Origin of the sequence: Falsihalocynthiibacter sp. S25ZX9 (genome assembly GCF_041205405.1) — a bacterium.
Taxonomy (GTDB): domain Bacteria; phylum Pseudomonadota; class Alphaproteobacteria; order Rhodobacterales; family Rhodobacteraceae; genus Falsihalocynthiibacter; species Falsihalocynthiibacter arcticus.
Window position 1 is genome coordinate 175,962 of record NZ_JBGFCD010000001.1, and the last position, 24,653, is coordinate 200,614.

20 protein-coding genes are annotated in these 24,653 nt (G+C 54.6%); 9 read left to right on the top strand and 11 right to left on the bottom strand.

Annotated features, from left to right (window positions below; all coding sequences use genetic code 11):
* Nucleotides 1-32: 32 nt before the first annotated feature.
* Genes AB9F29_RS00800 through xdhA form a run of 9 tightly spaced genes read right to left on the bottom strand, consistent with a single transcriptional unit; the run spans nt 33 to nt 10,374 of the window.
* Entirely contained in the window at nt 33-1,106 is a 1,074-nt protein-coding gene (locus AB9F29_RS00800; RefSeq protein ID WP_335585621.1) for a BMP family ABC transporter substrate-binding protein, read from the bottom strand.
* A gap of 21 nt (nt 1,107-1,127) precedes the next feature.
* Nucleotides 1,128-1,868 carry an ion transporter gene (locus tag AB9F29_RS00805; RefSeq protein WP_335585620.1) on the bottom strand — a complete coding sequence of 247 codons (741 nt, stop codon included), beginning with the start codon at nt 1,866-1,868 and terminating at the stop codon, nt 1,128-1,130.
* A gap of 7 nt (nt 1,869-1,875) precedes the next feature.
* Nucleotides 1,876-2,796, bottom strand: a complete 921-nt coding sequence (locus tag AB9F29_RS00810) for an ABC transporter permease (protein WP_335585619.1) — start codon at nt 2,794-2,796, stop codon at nt 1,876-1,878.
* The gene (locus AB9F29_RS00815) at nt 2,796-3,146 is read right to left on the bottom strand and encodes a hypothetical protein (protein ID WP_369754272.1); all 351 of its coding nucleotides are present in this window, start codon (nt 3,144-3,146) and stop codon (nt 2,796-2,798) included. Before AB9F29_RS00815 ends, AB9F29_RS00810 begins: the two co-directional genes overlap by 1 nt.
* Nucleotides 3,143-4,228: an ABC transporter permease gene (locus tag AB9F29_RS00820; RefSeq protein WP_369754273.1), complete on the bottom strand. Its 1,086-nt coding sequence runs from the start codon at nt 4,226-4,228 to the stop codon at nt 3,143-3,145. The genes AB9F29_RS00815 and AB9F29_RS00820 overlap by 4 nt, the downstream gene beginning before the upstream one ends.
* A 48-nt stretch (nt 4,229-4,276) precedes the next feature.
* Nucleotides 4,277-5,797, bottom strand: a complete 1,521-nt coding sequence (locus tag AB9F29_RS00825) for an ABC transporter ATP-binding protein (protein WP_335585616.1) — start codon at nt 5,795-5,797, stop codon at nt 4,277-4,279.
* 16 nt (nt 5,798-5,813) lie between these two features.
* Nucleotides 5,814-6,719 carry a xanthine dehydrogenase accessory protein XdhC gene (xdhC, locus tag AB9F29_RS00830; protein WP_335585615.1) on the bottom strand — a complete coding sequence of 302 codons (906 nt, stop codon included), beginning with the start codon at nt 6,717-6,719 and terminating at the stop codon, nt 5,814-5,816.
* The gene (gene xdhB, locus AB9F29_RS00835) at nt 6,716-9,004 is read right to left on the bottom strand and encodes a xanthine dehydrogenase molybdopterin binding subunit (protein WP_369754274.1); all 2,289 of its coding nucleotides are present in this window, start codon (nt 9,002-9,004) and stop codon (nt 6,716-6,718) included. The genes xdhC and xdhB overlap by 4 nt, the downstream gene beginning before the upstream one ends.
* The gene (gene xdhA / locus AB9F29_RS00840) at nt 9,001-10,374 is read right to left on the bottom strand and encodes a xanthine dehydrogenase small subunit (RefSeq protein WP_369754275.1); all 1,374 of its coding nucleotides are present in this window, start codon (nt 10,372-10,374) and stop codon (nt 9,001-9,003) included. Before xdhA ends, xdhB begins: the two co-directional genes overlap by 4 nt.
* A gap of 249 nt (nt 10,375-10,623) precedes the next feature.
* On the opposite strand from xdhA, the gene dnaE reads away from it, so the two are divergent.
* Together dnaE and AB9F29_RS00850 are read left to right on the top strand one after the other, a co-directional pair.
* Nucleotides 10,624-14,100, top strand: coding sequence for a DNA polymerase III subunit alpha (gene dnaE / locus AB9F29_RS00845; RefSeq protein ID WP_369754276.1), 3,477 nt, complete (start codon nt 10,624-10,626; stop codon nt 14,098-14,100).
* 146 nt (nt 14,101-14,246) lie between these two features.
* Entirely contained in the window at nt 14,247-14,960 is a 714-nt protein-coding gene (locus tag AB9F29_RS00850) for a hypothetical protein (protein ID WP_369754277.1), read from the top strand.
* 10 nt (nt 14,961-14,970) lie between these two features.
* Here the strand turns inward: AB9F29_RS00850 and AB9F29_RS00855 are convergent, their stop codons facing one another.
* Complete coding sequence (locus AB9F29_RS00855) at nt 14,971-15,180, bottom strand: SlyX family protein (RefSeq protein WP_335585610.1); 210 nt, start codon at nt 15,178-15,180, stop codon at nt 14,971-14,973.
* Between the two features lie 107 nt (nt 15,181-15,287).
* Between AB9F29_RS00855 and hisS the strand changes: the two genes are divergently transcribed.
* From hisS to hisG, 3 genes are read left to right on the top strand one after another with little or no spacing between them, the layout of a single operon-like run.
* Nucleotides 15,288-16,796, top strand: coding sequence for a histidine--tRNA ligase (gene hisS, locus AB9F29_RS00860; protein ID WP_039004422.1), 1,509 nt, complete (start codon nt 15,288-15,290; stop codon nt 16,794-16,796).
* A complete protein-coding gene (locus AB9F29_RS00865; protein WP_369754278.1) occupies nt 16,780-17,886 on the top strand; it encodes an ATP phosphoribosyltransferase regulatory subunit in 1,107 nt (368 codons plus the stop codon). The genes hisS and AB9F29_RS00865 overlap by 17 nt, the downstream gene beginning before the upstream one ends.
* Nucleotides 17,883-18,581, top strand: coding sequence for an ATP phosphoribosyltransferase (hisG, locus tag AB9F29_RS00870; protein WP_335585608.1), 699 nt, complete (start codon nt 17,883-17,885; stop codon nt 18,579-18,581). Before AB9F29_RS00865 ends, hisG begins: the two co-directional genes overlap by 4 nt.
* An 8-nt stretch (nt 18,582-18,589) precedes the next feature.
* Here hisG and AB9F29_RS00875 read toward each other — a convergent pair whose 3' ends face one another.
* A complete protein-coding gene (locus AB9F29_RS00875) occupies nt 18,590-19,012 on the bottom strand; it encodes a DUF1489 family protein (RefSeq protein WP_369754279.1) in 423 nt (140 codons plus the stop codon).
* A 144-nt stretch (nt 19,013-19,156) separates the two neighbouring features.
* Here AB9F29_RS00875 and AB9F29_RS00880 point away from each other — a divergent pair, with 144 nt between their 5' ends.
* The 4 genes from AB9F29_RS00880 to AB9F29_RS00895 all read left to right on the top strand — a co-directional run bounded on the left by AB9F29_RS00880 (nt 19,157) and on the right by AB9F29_RS00895 (nt 24,423).
* On the top strand, nt 19,157-21,421 hold the full coding sequence (locus AB9F29_RS00880; RefSeq protein ID WP_369754280.1) for an adenosylcobalamin-dependent ribonucleoside-diphosphate reductase: 2,265 nt from the start codon (nt 19,157-19,159) through the stop codon (nt 21,419-21,421).
* 588 nt (nt 21,422-22,009) lie between these two features.
* Entirely contained in the window at nt 22,010-22,390 is a 381-nt protein-coding gene (locus AB9F29_RS00885; protein WP_369754281.1) for a hypothetical protein, read from the top strand.
* 272 nt (nt 22,391-22,662) lie between these two features.
* Nucleotides 22,663-22,935: a hypothetical protein gene (locus tag AB9F29_RS00890; protein ID WP_369754282.1), complete on the top strand. Its 273-nt coding sequence runs from the start codon at nt 22,663-22,665 to the stop codon at nt 22,933-22,935.
* A 234-nt stretch (nt 22,936-23,169) separates the two neighbouring features.
* Nucleotides 23,170-24,423, top strand: coding sequence for a hypothetical protein (locus AB9F29_RS00895; RefSeq protein WP_369754283.1), 1,254 nt, complete (start codon nt 23,170-23,172; stop codon nt 24,421-24,423).
* The last annotated feature ends 230 nt before the right edge of the window (nt 24,424-24,653 follow it).

Here is a 24,653-nt window from a genome sequence, read left to right on the forward strand (position 1 = left end):
CCCGGGCTTTTTCTCATCCGATTGAGCCGGATTTAGTTAGGTAGTTCTGCATCAATGCCTTCGACATAGAAGTTCATGCTTGCAAGGTCGCCATCATTGGCAGTTTCGCCTTCGGCGAGCCAAGGGGTGCCGTCCTGTTTGTTCAAAGGTCCTGTGAACGCGTGGTAGGAGCCATCCGCAAGCGCGTCTTTGAGGGCATTGGCTTCGTCCTGAACAGGTGCTGGAAGTACGTCAGTGAAGTCGCCGATTTTTACCATGCCAGAACCGATACCATTCCATGTATCAACGCTTTCCCATGTACCGTCGATAACCGCTTGTGTGCGCTCAATATAGTAGGGCGCCCAGTTGTCGATGATAGAGGAAACACGTGGCGACGGAGCGTATTGGCCCATATCAGACGCTTGACCGAATGCGATAACGCCTTCGGTTTCGGCGGCTTTTGCCATTGGAGCGGTGGAGTCTGTGTGCTGCATGATCACGTCAACACCTTGCTCGATGAGCGCGGCGGCGGCGTCTGCTTCTTTTGCTGGATCAAACCATGAGAAAACCCAAACGACTTTCATTTCGACTTCTGGGTTTACTTTTTTAGCGTGGATATAGGCGGAGTTGATGCCGCGAATAACTTCAGGAATCGGGAAGGACGCGATATAGCCGATCTTGTTGGATTTGGTCATGCGACCCGCAATGGTTCCGATGACAGCGCGGCCTTCGTAGAAACGTGCGCCATAGGTGGAAACGTTTGGATGCGCGCGGATATAACCTGTTGCGTGCTCAAACTTAATATCAGGAAATTTGGCCGCAACATTGTTTGTTTGGTCCATGTAACCAAAGGATGTCGTGAAGATCAGGTCGTGACCGGACAGCGCCATTTGGGTTAGAACGCGTTCAGCGTCGGGGCCTTCAGCAACACTTTCAACGAAGGTTGTTTCGACTTGGTCGCCAAAATGGGCTTCGACTTCTTTGCGCGCTTGATCGTGCTCATATGTCCAGCCGCCATCGCCTGGCGTGCCGACGTAGACAAAGCCAACCTTTGTGGTGTCGGCCATGGATGGCAAAGCAACGCCGAGCGCGAGCGCCGCAGTTGCGAGTGTTTTCATTAGTTTCATTTAGGTACTCCCCTAGTGGACTTAAGTTTTTGGTTTCTTCTTCGACGGGTGCCGTGGGTGGATATTGGTTTCCACCTCAAGCAAGGCCGTGGTGACAATCGCGGCCGGAACCGCAACAACACCTAGACCGATAAACAGTATAAAACTGGTAAAGACTCGACCCCCAAGCGTTATGGGAACCATATCGCCGTATCCCACCGTGGTAAAGGAGGCGATGGCCCACCAGAAGCTATGCGGAATGGAGGAGAAAACATCGGGTTGAGCTTCGTTTTCAAAGACATAGATCCCCACCGCGCTAACGTAGAGCATGATGACGGCCAAGACCACAAACAGGAGCAATTCGTCGCGGACTTCGTCGAGGGCATGGGCCAATCGATCAAGCGCACGAGAGCTGCGAAACAGTTTTAACAGGCGCAGAGCACGCAAAAGTCTAAAGCTGCGCAGGACGGCCCATTCGGGTTTGACCACCGAGAGAATGGGCAAGCAGGACAACAGATCAATGATCCCCCAAAAGCTGATCGCATAGCGCAGTGGGTTGGGCGAACAAATGAGGCGCGTCAGGTATTCCAAAGTGAAAACTACCAGTACGAACCACTCGACGATACTGAGCGTCGTGTAGAGCGCAGGCGAGAGGCCGGGCATGGTTTCCAACGCAATTGCTGCCGCAGAAACACCGATCACGACGTTCAGAAACCACGCAACCGAAGTTCCGAACGCGGGGTCAGTTCCGTCAAGAATATGGATAATTTTCGCGCGGGTCATAGAGGCCTTAGGAGGTCGCGTGGAAGGATTTACCAAGGGACGCTGGGGCTGCCGAGGAACTGCGGGAAATCAAGACCAGAACGATGATTGTGATAATATATGGGCTCATCGACAAATACTCTACCGGCACCGGTATTCCGGCGACCTGAAGGTTGAGTTGTAGCACGGTGATGCCGCCAAACAGGTAGGCGCCAAAGAGGACACGCTGGGCTTTCCAGCTGGCAAATACCACGATCGCGAGGGCAATCCATCCAGCACCCGCAGTCATGCCGTCAGTCCATTGCGCGACCCGCACCAGTGACAGATGCGCGCCGCCAAGGCCCGCACAAGCGCCGCCAAATGCAATGGCAGCGAAGCGAATGCGCACGACTTTATAGCCGAGGGCGTGAGCGGCGTCGTGGTTCTCGCCAACGGCCCGAAGGACCAACCCCATGCGCGAATATTTCAGGAAGGCCCAAACCGCGACGAGCAGGAAGAGCGAGAAATAAACGATCGGATCATGCGAAAATAGGACGCGGCCAAAGAACGGGAGATCCGACAAGACAGGGATGTCGAGTTTTGGGGTTACAGGCGGGCGCGCCTCGGCAAAGGATTGCCCGATGAGGGCCGAGAGGCCGAGGCCAAAGAGCGTGAGCGCAAGGCCCGTTGCCACTTGATTGGACATAAGTTTGAGCGTCAGGAACGCGAAAATCATACTCAGGGCGGCGGAGGCTGTAGCGGCAAAAATGAACCCAAGCAAAGGGCTTCCGGTCGTGTAGGCGACGGCAAATCCAGAGACGGCCCCCGTGATCATCATCCCCTCGACGCCGAGGTTCAGAATGCCCGCTTTTTCCACCACCATTTCGCCAATAGCGGCAAGAAGGATCGGGGTTGCGGCGACCATAAGGGACGCCAAAAGCGCTGCGAAATTAACGGACGAGAGATCCATTATGAAACTCCTTTAAGGATGAGCGTCGTGAGCAGGTAGCCCGTGAGGCTCCCGATGAGGAAGATTGACCAGACAAACGCCGAGAGGCGGCGTGTGGCGGGGTCGGGTTCAGGCACAATTATGGGCAAGCGAAACCAGTCGGCAAAATTGCGCAGCATTGTGTGTCCAAACATGGTGGTGCCAACGTAAACAAAGATCATTCCGCTCAGCCAGATTGGGCCGGTGAAAAAACCCATCCCAAGCTGTAAAGCAATGGCGCGCCCCATCGTGCCAATCAATCCGCCAAACAAGAGAAAGATGACGAGCGTGAATATACGCGGCCAGAAATCAGGGTTGTGGGCGCGTGTCATACGGTTTCCGACTTCCCGATGCGGACGCGGAAATTGGTGAAAACATCCATCGCCAAGAGGAAGAACAACAGCATCCCTTGGAACACCTGTATCGCGGCGGCGGGAAGGTTGAGCATGAGCTGGGCCAATTCCCCGCCGATATAGGTGAGCGCCAACAAAAGGCCCGCAAACAGGATGCCGACGGGATGCAGACGCCCGAGGAAAGCCACGATAATGGCGGTAAAGCCATAGCCTGCGGCAAAGCTAGTGTTGAGCTGACCCGACGGACCAGCAACCTCAAAAATACCAGCGAGGCCTGCGGTGAGACCAGAAATCCCCATACAAATGATGATCAGAAGTTTTGGACGCACGCCCGAAAACCGTGCCGCGCGGGGACTTTCACCCGTAAGGCGGATTTGAAATCCAAGCAGGTGGCGATTGAGCAGAATATAGGCGGCGATCACAGCGACAAAAGCCGTCAGAACCCCCCAATGCATGCCCGTTCCAGAAATAAGTTCCGCATTATAAACGGCAGGATATTGTTGGAAATTCCGTGAGCCGGGAAACCCCATGCCGTCAGGGTTACGCAGAAGACCTTGAGAAACAGAGGAAAGTTCGTTGACGGCCACATAGACCAACATGAGCGACACAAGGATTTCGTTGGTTCCGAATTTGGTCTTGAGGAGGGCGGGAATCATAGCCCAGAGAAAGCCACCGACCGCTCCCGCAATCACCATTAAAGGGAAGACATACCACGCATCCAATGGGTAAAACGCGAGCCCAACTGAGGCACCACAGATCGCGCCAATAATATATTGCCCCTCGGCGCCAATGTTCCAGATGCCTGCGCGAAACCCGATAGAGAGACCGATAGCAATGAGGATCAAAGGGCCGGCCTTAACCAGCAATTGTGGGCGCGAATAGGCGGCAAAATCGGGATGAAACAGCGGATCCCAAAAGATGGTGCGGATGACGATGAAGGGGTCTTTGCCAAGGAAAGCAAACAGTATACCGCCGGCGATCATGGTTAAGAGAACGGCGATAATAGGGGTTACCAGAGTCCACGTGCGTGACGGGGTGGGGCGTTTTTCGAGACGGATCATTGGTGGGGCCCATTTCCTGTGAGTTTGGTTTGTGCGTGGCAGCGAGCGTTAAACATGAGCGGCCTCCATCCCGTGTGCGCCGCCCATCATTAAGCCGATTTCGTCGACCGTCAGACCCTGTACGGGGCGTGGATCGGAGAGACGGCCTTCGTTGAGGGCAGAGAAATTGTCGGAGATTTCCATAAGCTCATCGAGGTCTTGCGAGATGACAATGACCGCCGAGCCTGTGGCTGCGAGATCGAGCAACGCTTGGCGAATATCGGCGGCGGCGGCGGCGTCAACACCCCATGTGGGTTGATTAACAACAAGCACGTCTGGACGTTGGAGGATTTCGCGACCCACGACAAATTTCTGGAGGTTGCCACCCGAAAGGGCGCGCGCGGCATTATTTGGGCCGGGCGTGCGGACGTCAAAATCGGCGATGATTTTTTCGGCAAAACTTCGTGCCGCGCCCCATTTTATGAAGCCGCGATTGGTCAGGCCTTCGCGAATGGCCCCTGTCATGAGTGCGTTTTCAATGAGGGACATGTCGGGGGCGGCGGCGTGGCCGAGGCGCTCTTCGGGGGCGGTAAGAATGGCGAGCTTGCGGCGTGCGTTCGGCCTCATATGTTGGACTTCTGTTCCATTGACCAAAACGGCGCCTTTGCTAGGGCTGGTTTCGCCCGAAATCGCTGCGAGTAACTCGTCTTGGCCATTGCCCGCGACGCCGCCAATCCCGAGAATTTCACCCGCGTGTACCTTGAACGATACATCCTTGAGGGCGGTTCCAAAGGCGGTGGGGGCACGCATGGACAGGTCGCGCACTTCGATTACAACGTCTTTGAAGTCGTGGGGAACGCGCTCGGGGGTGTGGAGCGTTTGGCCCACCATCATTTCCGCAAGTTCGCGTGAGGTTTTTTCGCGCGGATTACAAATATCGACGACTTTTCCAAGGCGCAGGATTGTAGCGCTATCACAAAGGCTGCGAATTTCGTCGAGCTTGTGGGATATATACAGGATCGACGTGCCCTCGGACGAGAGTTTACGCAGGGTTTCAAACAAGATATCGACTTCTTGCGGGGTCAAAACCGAAGTTGGCTCATCCATGATCAGGATTTTGGGATTTTGCAGAAGACAGCGAATGATTTCTACGCGCTGGCGCTCGCCCGCTGAGAGCTCACCGACAATACGTTCAGGATCAAGCGGCAGACCATAGAGTTCGGAAACTTCGCGGATGCGGACGCTGAGTACGTTTTGCTTGGGCGGGTTTTCCATGCCTAAGGCGATATTTTCCGCCACCGAAAGCGCGTTGAAAAGCGAGAAATGTTGAAACACCATCGCAACACCAGAAGCGCGTGCGGCGCGGGGTTCGGCGGGGGTATAAGGCGCGCCCGAGAGTTCCATATAGCCACTATCAGGACGCACAAGCCCGTAGATCATTTTCACGAGGGTTGACTTCCCCGCGCCATTTTCCCCAAGCAAAGCATGCACTTCACCGGCTTTGATCGAAAAGGAGACATCGCTGTTGGCAATCACCCCGGGATAGGCTTTGGTCAGCCCGTTGACCGATAAGAGTGTGTCTTGTGTCATGTCATCTTCCCCATTGTCATGCCGCCCCTTTTTGTGAATCTGGGACGTGTTTTTTGCTTTGACCATCCAGCAATAGCGCGGCGGCAACCGATACGGCAATGGCCTGTGGATGTTTGCCAGTGCTTGGATCACCTATTGGGCAGGCAATGCCGTTTATTTGTGCAGTTTCAAATCCGAACCTTGAAAGGCGACGCTTGAAGCGGGCCCATTTCGTGGCTGAACCAATCAGGCCGATGTCCCGATGCGGGACCTTTAGGAGGGCGGCGCAGAGGGCGAGATCAATCGCGTGATCATAGGTCATGACCAAGTGGCGTGCGGTCGCAGGGGCGTAGGGCACAAGCGTTGGCAAGTCGGCAGCCATGAGGGGCGCGACATTTGGAATGGGGTTTGGAAAGCGGTTTTGGGTGGTGTCGATCAGGGTGACTGCGAACTGGGGTAAAGGCGCGAGGGTTGCCGCAAGGGCGCGCCCAACGTGGCCTGCGCCCCAAATCCAGACGGGCGTTTTGGACGGGCTGACATCTTCAACCAGCCAGCCTTCGCTTAGGCCCGTTTTTGCGGGCTGTGTTGTGGCGGCTTGGTCGGCGATGGGGCGGGCGAATTGGCGGCCTTGGGGTAGGGTTTCCGTTTTGAAAACCTCGGTCACGAGGGTCACGGAGCCGCCGCAACATTGACCCAGATCGGGGCCAAGGGGAATGCGGCGCACAGTGGGGCGGGGCTGGTGGAGGAGGGCTGCGCGAGCATCGTTGACCGCTTGGAATTCAAGCGCACCGCCACCAATGCTGCCGAGTTGATCGTCTTGCCAAACAAAGACTTCGGCCCCCGCTTCGCGCGGCGCGGAGCCTTTCACATCGACAACAACCACACGGGCAACAGGCCCGTGGGAGTGGCACAGCTGGGTAAGCGTTTCGAGGTCGAAACTCATACTCTTACCCGATTGATCGCGGCCAAAATGCCTTCCGCCGTGGCGGGCGCATTGAGCGACGGATAGGTCGCGCCACAGGCTGCGATGGCATCGGAAAGGGCCATCATAACCGAAATACCGTGCATGAACGGCGGTTCGCCCACGGCCTTGGAGCGCGAGATCGTTTCGATGGGATTGGGTCGATCGAATAAGGCAACATTGAGGATATCTGGACGGTCCGAACAGGCAGGAATTTTATAGGTCGAAGGCGCATGCGTCAGCAAACGGCCTTGGTCGTTCCAAACCAATTCTTCGGTGGTGAGCCAGCCTGCACCTTGCACAAAGCCGCCCTCAATTTGGCCGATATCAATCGCCGGATTGATCGAACTGCCCGCGTCATGCAGGATGTCGGTGCGCAGGATGCGGTTTTCACCAGTCAGACGGTCAATGACAACTTCGGAAACGGCGGCCCCATAGGCGAAATAGTAGAAGGGGCGGCCTTTGCCGGCGATGCGGTCCCATTTGATTTCGGGGGTTTTATAGAAGCCTGTGGCCGAGAGGCTGATGCGGTTTTCATAGGCGGATTTTACAACATCACACCAATCGCGGTCAGTGCCGTTGTGCCAGACTTTATCCTCACTAAAGGTGACACCAGTGCCATCGGGCGCCAAAAATTCCGCCAAACGGCTTCGCAATTCACGACACGCTGCATAGACGGCCATGCCATTCAGATCGGTGCCCGAGCTTGCGGCGGTGGCCGATGTGTTGGGCACTTTGGCGGTGTCCGTTGCGGTGATGCGGATGCGTTCCATGGGGATGCCCAACGCTTGCGCAGCAACTTGGGCGACTTTCTGAAACAGGCCTTGGCCCATTTCTGTGCCACCATGGTTGAGTGCAACAGAACCATCCTGATAAATATGCACCAAGGCACCCGCTTGGTTGAGGTGGGTCAGGGTGAAGCTAATACCGAATTTTACAGGCGTGAGGGCGAGACCCTTTTTGAGGATATCGTTTTGGGAGTTCCATGCGTCAACTGCGGCGCGACGGGCCTTGTAGTCGGACGATTCTGCAAGGTCATCGACAAGTTGGTTGATCACACAATCGATGACTTTTTGGCGATAGGGCGTTTCTTGGCCCGTGGGTTTGGCGACTCCATCTTGGGGCGCATCGCGATAAAAGTTCACGCGCCGCACCTCGAGGGGGTCTTTGCCGAGGCTGTAGGCGATGTGGTCGAGCACGCGTTCGATGCCCAAAACCCCTTGTGGTCCGCCAAAGCCGCGATAGGCGGTTGCGGATTGGGTGTTGGTGCGCAGGCGGTGACTCTCAATACGCACATTCGGCAGGAAATAGGCGTTGTCGGCATGGAGCATAGCGCGGTCAGCGACGGGCAAACTGAGGTCTTGGGCCCAGCCACAGCGGCACAGATGCAGGAAATCAACGGCGTCGATCTTGCCGCTATCGGAAAATCCGACGGTATAGGAGATGCGGAAATCGTGACGTTTTCCAGTGATGATCATGTCATCGTCGCGATCATAGCGCATTTTGCAGGGCCGACCAGAACGTTGAGCGGCAATGGCACAGGCCACAGCGAGCGCGTTTCCTTGGCTCTCTTTGCCGCCAAACCCGCCACCCATACGCCGAATTTCAACGCGCACACTGTGCATGGGCATGCCGAGAGCTTCGGCGACTTTGTGTTGAATTTCGGTTGGATGTTGGGTGCTGGAATTCACCACCATATCGCCGTTGTCTTGGGGCTGGGCAAGGGCGGCTTGGCCTTCGAGATAGAAATGCTCTTGGCCGCCCATCTCAATGGTTCCGGTCACACGGTGGCGCGCGGATTTGAGGGCATCTAGCGGGTTGCCGTTGGTATAAATGCGGGGGCCTTCTTCAAAGCGGCTGTCCGCGTTTAAGGCTTGGTCGATGGTGAGTAGGGCGTCGGTTTGTGCATAGGTGATGTCGGCCAAGCGGGCCGCCTTGCGGGCCAGTAGATGGGTTTTGGCGACCACGAGGAAAATCGGTTGCCCGACATAATGCACCTTGCCGATGGCCAACAAAGGCTCGTCATGGATGGAGGGCGAGACATCGTTTGTGAACGGGAGATCCCCAGCCACAAGGACGTCTGTGACGCCTTCGGCAGCCCGCACTGCGGTGAGGTCGATGGATGTGATTTTTCCGCAAGCAATCGTGGAAAGGCCGAAGGCAAGGTGGAGGGTTCCAACGGGTGTTGGGATATCGTCCACGTAACGCGCGGCCCCTGTTACGTGTAGGGTTGCGGCGTCGTGGGGAAGGGGGGTGTGGGCGCTCATGCGGTCACCTCATGTAGATCTACGGCTTGGCCCGAGCCTTCAAGGAAGGCCCGCAGGAGCATGTTTTGCGCGGTTTCCAGACGGTAGGCCGCACTTGCACGGGCATCCGACATTGGGGTGAAATCTTGGGCGAAAGCTTTCATTGCAGTGTCTATCGTGGCGCGGGTCCAAGGCTGGCCGATAAGCGCGGCTTCCACGGAACTCGCCCGCTTGGGGGTGCCTGCCATACCGCCAAAGGCGATGCGTGCTTCGGTGATTGTGGTCCCGTCTTGTATGATGTTGAAGCAGCCCAAAACGGCGGAAATATCCTGATCAAACCGCTTGGACAGCTTGTAGCAGCGTAGCGTGTCTGGCTGTTTGGGGATCGAAATACCGATGACAAATTCACCCTCTTGGCGATCCTGTTTGCCATAGTCGATAAAGAAGTCCTCAAGCGGGATGTTGCGGATTTCATCGCCGCGCCGCAGGTGGAGACTTGCACCAAGTGCGATTAGTGCGGGAGGGCCGTCGCCAATGGGCGAACCATTGGCGATATTGCCGCCGATGGTTGCGGCATTGCGGACCTGCGTTGAGCCATAACGCGCGAGCATGCGGGCGAAATGTGCAAAATGCGGCCGGATGGTTGTGGCGAAATCGGTGATCGTTACGCCCGCACCAAAGTGGAGGTGGCTGGGGGATTCTTCGCCAACTTGAAGGTCTTTAACTTGACCGAGGAAAGCAATTTTTTCGGGTGTCTTGAGGTGTTTTGTCACCCAAAGACCGATATCCGTTGCGCCGCCCACAAGGGTGGCATCGGGATTCTTCAAATACCATTGCGCAAGATCATCGCTGGAGGTGGGTTGCACCCAGTTTGCGCCCGAATGGGTGGTTGTGGGGGCGGGGGGCGTTTCAATCATATGGGGCGGGATGGGCGCGGATTGCGATGCTTCGGCAGCGCGAATGATCGGCGCATAGCCGGTGCAGCGACAGAGGTTGCCCGCCAGCGTTTCGTCATGGGTTGTGGTGCCGTTGACATGGGCCGTTGCAAGGGAAACCACAAATCCGGGGGTGCAAAAGCCGCATTGGCTGCCGTGATGCTCGACCATGGCGGATTGAACAGGATGCAAGGCACCGTCGGGGGCGGAAATCCCCTCGACGGTGCGCACGGCTTTACCGTTGAGTTGGGGCATAAAGAGAATGCACGCGTTTTGGGCACGGACACCTTTGTCATCCGTGATCATAACGGAACACGCGCCGCAATCGCCTTCGTTGCAGCCCTCCTTTGTGCCTGTCATCTGTTGCGTTTCGCGCAGCCAATCAAGCAAAGTCTGCGTTGCCGCGACCTCTTGTAGCTGCACAGTTTCTCCGTTGAGAAGAAACGTGATACCCATGCGAAAACCCGCCACTTTCTTTACATCATTGGAATTTTTGCACCCCTGCCCGATGTGGCGTAAAACAGAGATGCTCCCAGTATTATTGTAGCAAAGCGTAGTTTAGGGGGGTCTGGCAAGAAATCTTTCACAAACGGGTGAAGAAAGAGCTATCTGTTTTATGCGATAATCCGATTTCTGGTGAGTTTTTTTCCTAGAGATGCGCGATTGGACGTTTCCCTTACTGAGGAAGGAGGCTAGTTTTGCGGGATGTCAGAACCACAGTTTATTCACCTTCGCCTGCATTCGGAATACTCGCTCCTTGAGGGGGCGGTTCCCGTCAAGAAACTCTCGGGATTTTGCGAGCAAAACAACATGCCTGCGGTGGCGTTGACCGATACAAATTCGATGTTCGCAGCCCTTGAGTTTTCCGTCACCGCGAGCAGTTATGGCATCCAGCCGATTCTGGGGTGCCAGGTGGATATCACCTATGATCCCGCCGCTCCCGGAGAAAAACCGCGCCTGCCTGCTCCTGTGGTCTTGTTGGCGCAAAATGAGGCAGGTTACGAAAACCTGATGCATCTTTCGAGCTGTCTTTATATCGACAGCAATGGCGAAGTACCGCAGGTTTCACTGGATCAACTGGAGCAATATGGCGCTGGGCTGATTTGTTTGACGGGAGGAGCTGAGGGGGCGGTTGGCAAGCTTTTACAAGCATCACAGCGCCCAAAAGCCGAGGCGCTGATGGCGCGTTTGGCCGAGATTTACGACGGTCGCCTCTATGTGGAGTTGCAACGCCATCCCGGAGAGGGCGGCCAAACAACAGAGGCCGAACAAGGTACCGAGCGTGGGTTTGTCGAGATGGCCTATGCGCGGAACTTGCCGCTGGTGGCGACCAATGATGTCTATTTTCCTAAATCCGACATGTACGCGGCGCATGATGCGCTTATTTGCATCTCTGAGGGGGCCTATGTTGACCAGCAACAACCGCGCCGCAAGCTAACACCGCAGCATTATTTTAAGTCGCAACAGGAGATGATCACCCTGTTTGCGGACCTTCCCGAGGCGATTGAAAATACCGTTGAAATTGCAAAACGCTGCGCCTTTAAGGCGGCGCTGCGCGATCCGATTTTGCCGAAATTTGCCGACGATGAGGTCGTGGAGTTGCGTCGTCAAGCGAATGAGGGCCTACAGGCACGGCTCGCGATTATCCCTCATGCGGTGAGTTTGGAAGCCTACCAAGAGCGGCTGGATTTTGAGTTGGGCATCATTGAGGGCATGGGGTTCCCTGGCTATTTCCTGATCGTTGCCGACTTCATCCACTGGGCCAAAGAGCATGACATTCCGGTAGGTCCGGGTCGTGGGTCTGGCGCGGGGTCGTTGGTGGCTTATGCGCTGACCATTACCGACCTTGATCCGCTGCGCTACTCCCTTCTTTTTGAACGGTTTTTGAACCCAGAGCGGGTCTCGATGCCGGATTTCGATATCGATTTTTGCATGGACCGCCGCGAAGAGGTGATCCGCTATGTACAGCAAAAATATGGCCGCGATAAAGTTGGGCAAATCATCACATTCGGGGCCCTTCTGAGTAAGGCTGCCATCCGCGATATTGGGCGCGTTTTGCAGATGCCCTATGGGCAGGTCGATCGTCTGTCAAAACTGATCCCCGTGGAGGGGGTTAAACCGGTTTCGATCGCTCAGGCCCTAAAGGACGAGCCGCGTTTGCGTGAAGAAGCGCGCACCGAAGAAGTTGTTGCGCGGCTGTTGGATTATGCCCAGCAAGTCGAAGGGTTGTTGCGCAATGCGTCGACCCACGCGGCGGGTGTTGTGATCGGGGATCGCCCTCTTGATCAACTCGTTCCGCTCTATCAAGATCCGCGTTCAGATATGCCCGCGACCCAGTTTAATATGAAATGGGTTGAGCAAGCCGGATTGGTGAAATTCGACTTTTTGGGCCTCAAAACGCTGACGGTCATTCAGTCCGCGCTCAACTTGTTGAAGCTTCGCGGAATTGACGTCGATATCGGCACGATTCCGTTGGACGATGAACTGACCTACAAGCTCTATGCCAGCGCGAAAACAGTTGCGGTTTTTCAGGTTGAGAGCTCGGGCATGATGGATGCGCTTCGGCGTATGAAGCCCAACTGTATTGAGGATATTGTGGCGCTTGTTGCGCTCTATCGGCCCGGTCCGATGGAAAATATTCCGACCTACTGTGAGGTCAAAAACGGCCTCAAAGAAATTGAATCCGTCCATCCGCTAATCGACCATATTCTTGAGGAAACTCAAGGGATTATTGTTTATCAGGAACAGGTGATGCAGATCGCGCAGGTCATGGCTGGCTACTCGCTTGGGGGCGCGGATTTACTGCGTCGCGCGATGGGTAAAAAGATCAAAGAGGCGATGGACGCCGAGCGGCCAAAATTCGAAAAAGGCGCGGGCGAGAACGGCGTGGCCAAGAAGAAAGCCAGCGAGGTTTTCGACCTTCTTGAGAAATTCGCGAACTACGGGTTCAACAAATCCCACGCAGCGGCCTATGCGGTTGTATCCTATCAAACAGCGTGGCTAAAAGCGAACCATCCCGTCGAATTTATGGCCGGTGTGATGAACTGTGATTTGCACCTTACGGACAAGCTTTCGGTCTATGCCGAAGAGGTGCGGCGCGGATTGGATATCGAAATTATCCCGCCCTGTGTGAACCGTTCGTTGGAGACGTTTACCGTTTACGAGGGTAAAGTTGTCTATGCGCTGGGCGGGTTGAAAAACGTCGGTGCGGATGCGATGGGGCTGATCGTGAAGGCCCGCGAGCCGGGACCAGACGGGGCAGGTGGCAAGCCATTTGCGACGCTCTATGATTTCGCGCGTCGGGCCGACATGAAACGCGTCGGGAAACGCCCCCTTGAAATGCTTGCGCGGGCAGGGGCGTTTGATCAGCTTGATCCCAATCGGCGGCGGGTTTTTGAAAGCCTTGATGTGTTGGTGGGCTACTCCGCCGCCATACACGAACAGCGCGCGTCAAATCAGGTTTCGCTCTTTGGCGAGGCGGGCGACGACTTGCCCGAACCGCGCCTTTCAGGAGTCGAAGACTGGAATTCTGACGATCGTTTGTCTGAGGAAAATAAAGCGATTGGCTTTTATCTGTCGGGCCACCCGCTGGATGATTATATGGCACCGCTTAAGCGCAAAGGCGTGATTTCCCTCGATGAAGCGCGGGAGAAAGCCGAGCGAACAGGCGCGGCAATTTGCAAAGTCGGAGTGATTGTTTCGGGTCTCCAGCAACGAAAATCCGGACGCGGCACTCAGTTCTTTCGGATGAATATTTCTGACCCAACAAGCCAGATCTCGGGCATGGCGATGTTTTGCAAAGATTTTGAGGCGACCCGCGCGGTTTTGGAGAAAACATCCCGCGTTGTGATGACCATTGAGGCGAAATTCGAGGACGGTCAGTTCGATCCCATCGCCCGCAGCGTGACGCCCATCGACGGGGTCGTCGCGGAGGCTGGCACCAAGGGTTTGAAAGTGTTTATCGAAACCGTGGAAGCGGCAACTTCGGTTGCGTCGGTTTTGGAGCGCGCGCTTGATGATAAAGCCAATCGCAATCGCGGGCCGATCTCTTTTTGCTTGCTCGATCCGAGCCTTCCAGGGGAGGTTGAGATGGAGTTGGGCAAAGAATATCCCGTAAGCCCGCAGATCAAAAGTGCGCTCAAATCGCTGGGCGGTGTGGTGACTGTGGAAGAGTTTACATAGGCAAAATTCGGGGTCCCTGAAGGCGTTTAATCGCCGAGTTTTAAACGTGGTTATTGCTTTATGAACCAAAATTCACGTAAAAACACCGTGAATTGAGGGCAAAGAAGGCTGGGGAAACCAGCTCCGCGCCTCTTTTGGGGGATAGAATGACGTTAAAACTGCTCGCGAAACCATGCGTTTGCGCAATGATCATCTTCTTGGCTGGCTGTCAGGCGACGACAACTCCGGTGCAAGAATCAGACGCGCCAGACCAAGAGATCACAACAATCAGCCAACTTGAAGGAGCGCCAAGCGGCGCGAAAACCTCCCTAGTTGCCGATCCAAATGAACAGAGCTTCTTTTCGCGCCTGTCTGGAAATAAAGCCAATAATGCGGAGGCCACAATTGCAACGGGGCCTGCGCCGCTGGGCGTGGCTGTCAAAGCATGCGGGATTTCTAAAAGGGCGATGGGAACGAAAATCGAAGGGTATCCGGCAAAGGGCTCGAAACTTTTCCTCTATGATTCTAATCCCTCAACCAAAGCCCCACATGATTTTTACATCACAGGTTTTTCAGACAACTGCCCACGTAAATTTACCGCCGCTGTGGCGATGTTTGGCGACCTGCAATTGCATGAAATTATGCGCTATGAAGTGAAAGAGAAATCGGTCCCCTATTCGGATACTGACATGGCCTATGAGGTCATCAAGGGGCAGAAATGTAACGTCGGAAAGGGCGTGGCCTGTGGCGAGAAGAAAATGAATACGCTCGCAAAATCAACAGCGTTAGTTACACTTTACGGAGCGTTTGGTGGTGTTGGCGAATGGGCTGAAGTTTTGCTTCACAATGGTAAAATCCGTGCGAGCACCTTGGTGAAATAACGCTAGATTTCTACCAATGAGGTGGGCGTTGGTCCGTAAGAACCGCGCCGCCGCCCCCTTGAGATTCACGTTCCGCTTCGCGTTGCAGGAGCATTTGCACACGGTGCTTCAGAAGGCCGTTTTCGGTATCCATACGCGCAACAATATCGGACAGGTCCTCGACCGCGCGGGTCAAATGGGCCATCTCTTCTTCGATTTGCGTGATACGTTTTTCGCTCATAGGCCTGCCATATCACCACAGATCGCTGAATTCTAGAGCCTTTACCTTGCTCCCAAGCGCGTCGCGCGATAAAGCCCAAAGCGTAAACATTGCGATGAGGGCAAGACATGGCCAAGCAGAAAAAACAACCGCGTCCCAAGGCGATTACTCCCAAGGGATTCCGCGATTATTTTGGTGCCGAAGTGACGGCGCGCAAACAGATGCTCGATCAGATTGCCGAAGTGTATCATCGTTATGGATTTGATGCTCTTGAGACTGCTGCTGTTGAAACGGTTGAGGCATTGGGTAAATTCCTTCCTGATGTGGAGCGCCCGAATGCGGGGGTTTTTGCGTGGGAAGAAGAGGACTCAGGATGGGTGGCGCTGCGCTATGATATGACCGCCCCCTTGGCACGGGTTTTCGCGCAGCACCGCAATGATTTGCCCACGCCGTATCGCCGCTATGCGATGGGGCCAGTTTGGCGCAATGAGAAGCCAGGACCTGGACGTTTTCGGCAGTTTTACCAGTGCGACGCGGATACTGTTGGCACCGCGAGTGTTGCTGCTGACGCCGAGATTTGCGCGATGTTGTCGGACACGCTTGAGCAGGTCGGAATCGAGCGCGGGGATTATATTGTGCGGGTGAATAACCGCAAAGTTTTGAACGGCGTGATGGAAGTCGCGGGAGTTCTTGACCCGTCTGATCCGGAGAAGTTTGAAGCCGAACGCGGGATTGTTTTGCGGGCGATTGATAAGTTGGATCGTCTAGGCGAAACGGGCGTGCGCGCACTTCTTGGCGCGGGCCGTAAAGACGCGAGTGGCGACTTCACCGATGGCGCTGGATTGACAGAGGCGCAGGCCGATGTAGTCATGGGCTTCATGGCGGCCAAGCGCGAAACAGGCGCCTTAACCGTGGCGCGTTTGCGCGAATTGGTCGCGGGGTCGGCCGTTGGCGCTGAAGGTGTCGACGAACTTGAAACGATTGCGGAATTGCTCGCCGCACAGGGCTATGCGAGTGATCGTATTGAGATTGATCCTGCTGTTGTACGCGGATTGGGCTATTACACAGGGCCCGTTTATGAGGCCGAATTGACTTTTGAAGTGCTCGACGAAAAGGGCAATAAGCGCCAGTTTGGCTCCGTCGCAGGCGGAGGTCGTTACGACGATCTTGTGAAGAGATTTACCGGTCAAGAGGTTCCAGCAACGGGAGTCTCGATTGGCGTCGACCGCCTGTTGGCGGCTTTGACGGCCAAGGGACGTGTCGATACCCGCACCGCAGGACCCGTTGTTGTGACCGTGATGGATAAGGCTCGCATGGCTGATTACCAAACAATGGTTGCGGAATTGCGCCAAGCGGGCATTCGCGCCGAAGTCTATTTGGGCAATCCGAAAAACTTTGGCAACCAGTTGAAATATGCGGATAATCGCCATTCCCCGATTGCGATTATTCAGGGAGGCGACGAGGCCGTGGCCGGCGTTGTTCAGATCAAAGACCTCATTTTGGGTGCGAAAATTGCCGAGAATGCGACGCTTGAGGAATGGAAATCCCGCCCGAGCCAAATCGAAGTGCCACGCGACGAATTGGTCGCACAAGTGCAAGCCATGTTAAAGGGGCAGAGCGATGACTCAGAAACCTGAAGTCCGCGACGAAGCCGCCCGTCTTCAGGCGTTTTTTATCGCCGCTGGTGCGCAGGTCGTTGATACCGATATCCTGCAACCCGCCGAAACGCTTTTGGACCTCTATGGTGAGGACATTCGCGCACGCGCTTATGTGACCAACGACCCCTTGCGCGGCGAGCAAATGTTGCGTCCTGATTTCACGGTGCCCGTTGTGCAAATGCATATGAAAAGTGGCGCATCCCCTGCGCGCTATGCCTATGCGGGCGAAGTTTTTCGTCGGCAAGAAGAAGATACTGCACGAGCGAATGAGTATTTTCAAGTTGGCTACGAGTTGTTTGATGGTGCTGATCCAGCGGCCTCCGATGCCGAAGTCTTTGCGTTGTTCCAAGAGGTGCTTTCGCCTTTGGGCCTGCGCGCTGCGACGGGCGATATTGGGATTCTTATGGCGGCGGTCAAAGGGTTGGGAACAACCGAGCGACGCCGCGCGGCCTTGCTGCGCCACATATGGCGTCCTCATCGTTTTCGTGCCCTTCTGGACCGTTTTGGCGGACGTAAACCCGCGCCCGCGAGCCGTCTAAAGATGCTTAAGAAGTTACGCACACTGTCGGCCGAACAGATGATCGAGAATGCAGGAACTTTTGTCGGCCAACGAAGCGCCGCCGAGATCGCAGCACGCCTAAGATATCTGGACGAGGACGCGAAATCTCCCGCGATTTCCGCAGGAGAAGTCGAGATTCTGGAAGAAATTTTGAAGCTGAGGGAAACGGCGCCAAATGTTGTCGAAGCTTTGCATGATATCGCGATTGACTTGCCGTCTATTGGGCCCGCTGTCGAGCAACTGTCCAAACGACTGGACGCGATGTCTGAGCTTGGTGTCGACGTGGATAGTCTCGATTTTGAAACGTCTTATGGGCGCAGCACGATGGAATATTACGATGGATTCGTTTTTGGGTTCTATGTGTCGGGCCGCCCAGATTTACCGCCTGTTGCGACGGGCGGGCGGTATGATGCGTTGACCCGTGTTTTGGGGCAGGGTGAATCGATTCCCGCCGTTGGGGGCGTCATCAGACCAGGCCTCACTTGGGGCTTAAGGGAGGGCACGGTATGACGATCAAAATTGGTGTCCCCTCCAAAGGGCGGTTGATGGAAAAAACCTTCGACTGGTTTGGCGCGCGGGGAATTTCGCTTCGCCGCACAGGGTCGGAGCGAGAATACGCAGGGGCCATTGACGGTGTGGAAGGCGTTGAACTGGTGCTGATGTCGGCGGGTGAAATTCCGCGCGAATTGGCCGCTGGGCGCATACATCTCGGGGTGACGGGCACAGACCTCATTCGCGAAAAACTGGCCGTCTGGGAAAACCAAGTGGCGGAACTTGCCTTGATGGGTTTTGGACATGCCGACCTTGTTATCGCCGTACCAATCTGTTGGGTCGATGTGGAAACGCTGGACGATCTTGACGCGGTGGCGGCACAGTTTCGCTCCACACACGGAATGCGGCTGAGAATCGCGACAAAGTATCACCGTTTGGTACGAGATTTTCTGCGGGATCATGGGGTGGCCGACTATCAACTCGAGGACAGTCAAGGCGCGACCGAGGGCACTGTAAAGCACGAAACCGCGGAAATGATAGCCGATATTACGTCCACTGGGGATACATTGCGCGCCAACCATCTCAAGGTTTTGGTCGATGGTGTCGTGCATAAATCGCAGGCCACTCTGCTGCGCTCTCGCAATGCCGATTGGGGCAATGATGGTCGTAAAATTTTGCGGGACCTGCTGGATAAGCTCGAAATATCGGATTAATTCCGGCCCTAAAGGACGCCGATTTCGCCGAGGGCTGCTGCCAAATGGGCGGGTAATTCATCTTCGGCGCGCGTGCTGCGGAAAAGATCTGCGGGGGCATCTTCTGGTTTTAGGTAACGCCATCCTTGGAAGGCGCGCCGCGTCGCAGGCTGTGTCCGAATAAGCGCGGGTTCCATCAGGATCGCGCAGCGTCGTATACCATCTTCGCCGATTCTTTCTTCAAGCGAGTGGATTCGCTGACGTGCTTGAATGACTCCTTTAATGACCCAATAAAGCGAACCTCCCTCGAGCAATTCGGGTTCGCGTTTGGGCCACATACGGGTTACATGTTGCGAGGGGGATTCTGGCGAGGTGGCGCGCGCCTCGCGGAATGATTGCAAGTGTTCAAACGACTCGATGCCGACGCATAGCTTTACTAGATGTATGGTCATATTTGCAACGAACCCCAATATATGGACAAATTACTCTTGCCCTAGGCCACAACATACTTCAAGAAGGGGTCTAATTGCAATTGACCCATTTGCAATTAAAGTTTATCAAAATCACCCTGCCACACGCAAACACAGGACTATCTTATGAGCCGTTTCTCTGCCCCTATCGCCGAACAAATTTGGGACATGAAGTATCGCTTCAAAAATGCGGATGGGACGGCCATTGATGCAAGTGTCGAAGATAGTTGGCGCCGGATCGCGCGCTCGCTTGCGTCTGTTGAAAAAACACCTTCCGATTGGGAAGGCAAATTCTATGAAGCGCTTGAAGACTTTAAATATTTGCCAGCAGGCCGGATCACAGCAGGCGCCGGTACAGGGCGTGCCGTAACGCTTTTCAACTGTTTTGTTATGGGCACCGTTCCCGACAGCATGGGCGGAATTTTTGACATGCTTAAAGAGGCCGCGCTGACGATGCAGCAAGGCGGCGGCATTGGCTATGATTTCTCAACAATTCGCCCTAGAGGCGCGGGCGTGATGGGCGTTGCTGCGGATGCATCGGGGCCGTTGTCGTTCATGGACGTGTGGGATTCCATGTGTCGCACGATCATGTCCGCAGGCAGCCGCCGTGGCGCGATGATGGCCACAATGCGGTGCGACCACCCCGATATCGAAGATTTTATCACAGCCAAAAAAGACAGTGCGCGTCTGCGGATGTTTAACCTTTCCGTGCTCATCACAGATGATTTCATGGAAGCGGTTAAGGCGGACGGCAATTGGGAATTGAAGTTCGACGACACGATCTATCATACAATCCAAGCGCGTGATTTGTGGAACAAGATCATGCAGGGCACGTATGATTATGCCGAACCCGGTGTGATTTTTATCGACCGGATTAATAAGGCTAATAACCTAAGCTATTGCGAAACAATTGCCGCGACGAACCCCTGTGGCGAACAACCTTTGCCGCCCTATGGCGCGTGCCTTTTGGGCTCGATCAATATGGCGCGGTTGGTGTCTGATCCTTTTGAGACGACCGCGGCATTGGACGAGGCGTTGCTTTCTGATTTGGTCGCTACAGCCGTTCGTATGATGGACAATGTGGTCGACGAAAGCCGCTTCCCCCTTGAGGCGCAAGCCCAAGAAGCGGCTGCGAAACGCCGGATTGGTCTTGGTGTAACAGGCCTTGCAGATGCGCTTTTGATGGTTGGCCAGAAGTATGGTTCCGAGGAAGCCGCGCGTCAGACCGAAGCTTGGATGAAAGCTATTGCGCGCGCGGCCTATCTGGCCTCGGTGGACTTGGCGAAAGAAAAGGGCGCGTTCCCATTGTTTGATGCCGAAAAGTATCTGGCAACCGGCAACATGATGCAAATGGATGACGACGTGCGCGACGCGATCCGCAAACACGGAATTCGCAACGCGCTTTTGACATCCATCGCGCCAACGGGCACGATTTCGCTCTATGCTGGCAATGTTTCAAGTGGAATTGAACCGGTCTTTGCCTATGCCTATACGCGTAAAGTTCTGCAGAAAGATGGCTCGCGCACCGAAGAAGAAGTCGTGGATTACGCGGTGGATATGTGGCGTCAAATTAAAGGTGACGAAGCACTTCCCGATTATTTCGTGAATGCGCAAACCCTTGCGCCCCTTGATCACGTTCGTATGCAAGCGGCCGCGCAGAAATGGATCGATAGCTCGATTTCCAAGACCATCAATTGCCCAGAAGATATCAGCTTTGAGGATTTCAAAGAGGTCTATATGGCCGCATGGGATCAGGGCTGCAAAGGTTGCACAACCTATCGTCCCAATGACGTAACGGGCAGCGTTTTGTCCGTATCGAGCGAGAGCGAAAAAGCACCCGAGGTGGATTCAGGCGCGGACGTTGTTTACATAACGGAGCCATTGGATCGCCCACAAGCTCTTGAAGGAAATACATATAAGCTGAAATGGCCTGACAGCGAGCATGCGATTTACATCACGGTGAATGACGTTGTTATTGGTGGTCATCGTCGTCCGTTTGAGGTGTTTATCAACTCTAAAAATATGGAGCATTTTGCTTGGACGGTTGCCCTTACACGGATGATTTCGGCCGTGTTCCGCCGTGGCGGGGATGTGAGCTTTGTGGTCGAAGAGTTGAAGGCCGTGTTTGATCCTCGGGGTGGCGCGTGGATGGAGGGCAAATATGTGCCTTCAATCCTTGCGGCTATCGGCGGCGTGATCGAACGTCACCTTATCATCACAGGGTTCATTGCCGGCGAAGGGATGGGGCTTAAATCCGATCCACAAGCGGATGTTGTGGCCATTGGTGGCGCTCCACGCGGAAAGGCCTGTCCGTCCTGCGGGCAATATAGCTTGCAAATGAAGGAAGGCTGTATGACGTGTAGCGATTGTGGCCACAGCAAGTGCGGGTAGTTGAGAAACAGTAATCTTGATGTTTGTCGGGACGGGCGTAGTTATGCCAAAACCTCTGTTTTGGTTTGCCATGAAGCGGGGTAAGTTTTGCCACGTAGGCGTTCAGCACTGAATTAAAACGATTTTGGCCGAATGAAATATTTCGGCCAAAATTTACGAAATGACCTTGGATGCCGGTGCTCTGGTCATGAAGCTCTGAAGAAACCGCAGTGCCTATTGATCCTGATTTGCGAAACGCGGGATAGTAGGTCGCTGCAGTTCAAAGCCGCAGCATCAAAAGAAGTCAAATTGTAGTTCCCGTATCTGACGGGTTTTCGGTTTTTGCGCGGTCTTCTTTGTGAGACCGCGCCGACACGAAAACACGACCGATCTGAGGCCCCGATAGCGTGGATTGCACTCATGCTGTGCACAGGCCTCCTACGGATAAAATGACATCTTCATGAGGTAGGCCATGCTGTTATGACAAAACCTAACATCGAGAAATTCGCAACGCTGGACTTTGAAGCGTCCAGCCTGTCCCACGAAAGCTGGCCGATTGAGATTGGCCTGTCTTGGCTAACTGGCGATTAAGTGCAGACGTGGAGCACATTGATCCAACCTGCAGCAGACTGGGAGCTTTCCGACTGGTCACCCCAGAGTGCTGCCGTGCATGGCATCGCGCTTGAGGAACTCGAAGGTGCGCCCGTTGCCTACAGAGTCGTGGGCGATCTGCTGGAGAGCTTGGGAAACAGGGTGCTGGTGTCTGATGCTCCGGAGTTTGAAACACGCTGGCTGACTCGACTGATGAAAGCCGGTGCGCAGGCCACGGTACCCAATGTCGAGGATTATCACCGTGTGTCCTCTGCCAGCTTTTCGGGCTTGGCGCTCGACATGCTGTATGAAGCCCTTGAGCGAAGTCCGGCCCCACATCGGGCAGGGCCAGATAGTGCGCGGCTCGCTCATGCATGGCGCAAAGCGTTGCAATATTAACCTCCTTCAAATTGAATTTGGAAATGGTTGGCAGCAGTGCGAGTTGAGGTGCATTCCAAATTCACCTGATTTCCAGATATTGCGCGGGCCTTGGTGTGAGGCTGCGCAGATCCGGAAACTCCGGTGAGACCAAACTAATACAAATATTAATACGCCAAACGGATAGACTCATCTGCTGCTACAGCGAGTTTGGCCAGATCGCCTTAGTGAAAGGAGGAATTAGGCGCCTTGAAGCTGCCACCTTGGTGCAGCGTTACCCCGGTATGAACCCCATGACCTATCATCAGACATTCACCAAGCAGCCTTGCCAGAACCTGAAACAAGTTCGCGGGTTTCTTCGCGATTACGGAACGGCTTTGGCAATGGCTGCTTACAAACTCGGCGGCCCAACAGCCAGTGCGCGCGTGTTTCTACTGTGCGAGGCCGTTCGCCACGCGCGACAACTGACGCGGGCCCAAAGCCGTCAGTCGGTCGGCTTTCACCGTTTGCTGACCCTGGAGCATGTCAACGACCCTGACCGAACCGAGAGCGATCTCTTTGCCTAGATCAATTTTTCTTACGAGTTTGTCGATGAGTGTTGTTTTATATCAGATAAGCTCCGCGCGTTGCTGAATTCTATTGCTGAGAATGATCCCACCAGTGACATCCGATGCGAAGCATCGCGCATGATCTCGCAAGTCGCGTGATCCCCCAACAAAAGCCGGTTCCTCCAGGGCCGGCTGTCTTGAAGGGGCGGCTATGTTGGGGGCAGGTTCTCGGGCGCAAAAGGGCCTGTCTGGATGGATGCTCAACGCATTGATCAAGCGGCGCGTGCATGTGAAATGCTTGGCGTCTGCCGCGTCCGTGGTGCAGATGCCGACATCCGTGATCTGACAATGCAGCAATGGCACGAAGCGGGAGCGGTCGGCATGGAGGCTGTATCGCAAGGGCCGGAAGGCATTTACGCCATCTTGGAAGCAATAGTGCAGGAAGAAACCTTCAAGAAGCGATGGGGTGGGGTGCCCACTGCATTAGGGCGAATTTATGATTGGCTTCAATTTGATAAGTCAGATCAAGATCCAGGACCGATTAAGGATGTCGTGCGGGATTTCAACATTGATCAAATGCCGGTCGAGCCTGGCACGGTTCTATTCGGGGAAAGCGTACTGAAGCGTAAATGGCATACGGTGAACACGTTGTCCAAGGTGAGCAGAGTTCACCGAACTGTATTGAACCGGGCTCTGGTCGTCGAGGGACTGCTGGCCGACAGCGACCCGGGGCAGATCGAACTCAGAAAAATTTTCAGCGCAACGGACGGTGAAGCACTGGCAAACCGGATCAAAAATTCGACGCCTACAAATAGGATCCCAGATTATCTGAACTGTAATCGCACACAGGCACAAATGATGGTGAAAACCGGAATTCTAAAGAAACTGGCGAACGATCCATCGATCACTAAAGGCAAGCTTTCCAACGTTGCAAATGATGACCTCGACGATTTTTTGGCTCGGTTTCGAGCTGCTGGAAAACCAGTGCTTAAACCGAGCGATGGCATGATTAATACCATCGAAGCGTCTGTGGTGGCCCGGGTGCCCGCCACAGACATTGTCCGGTTCGTTTTAGAGGGGCGATTAGCCTGCGTCGAAACCGGCTGTGAAAAACTTCGCTTCCGCTCAGTGTTTGTCTGTCCAGACGAGATCCTGTCAGCGGCTGAGAAGGTAGTTTCAGAGAAAGGTTTATTACCCAAGGATGCGGCAAAGATAATCGGTTTGCCTACAACAGCCATGGAACGCCTCCGATATACAATAGACTTGGACGGTCAGCCATTTCTCAAAGGAATTGAGGTGGCCAATGCGCACGGAAAAATCCGCTATTGCTACGCCAAAGAGGACGTGGACAGGTTTTGTGAGGAGTTTGTTACTCTTCGGGAACTTACGGAAGATGCAGGCACCAACACAAAATCTATGTCCATGAAGTTGGCCAAAGCAGGCATTGAGCCGACCATGGAACGGAGTGTCCTAACAGCAAAAGTCTTCCGACGAAAAGACCTTTAAGCTAAGCCAATATCGAAAAACTCAGGCCGCCCTTCGGGGCGGTCTTTTTTTTATGCTCATTATGGCAAAACTTACCCCGATTTCCAGCGCAAAACTATACCCGTACGCTTGGCAAAAGTGGCTGCGCATATTGAGTATGAGAAATTCACATCGCTGGTAAGTAATTGATTTTATATGTATATTTAGAAGTTCGGAAATTTACATGGCATAACTGTACCCGCGTCGACAAT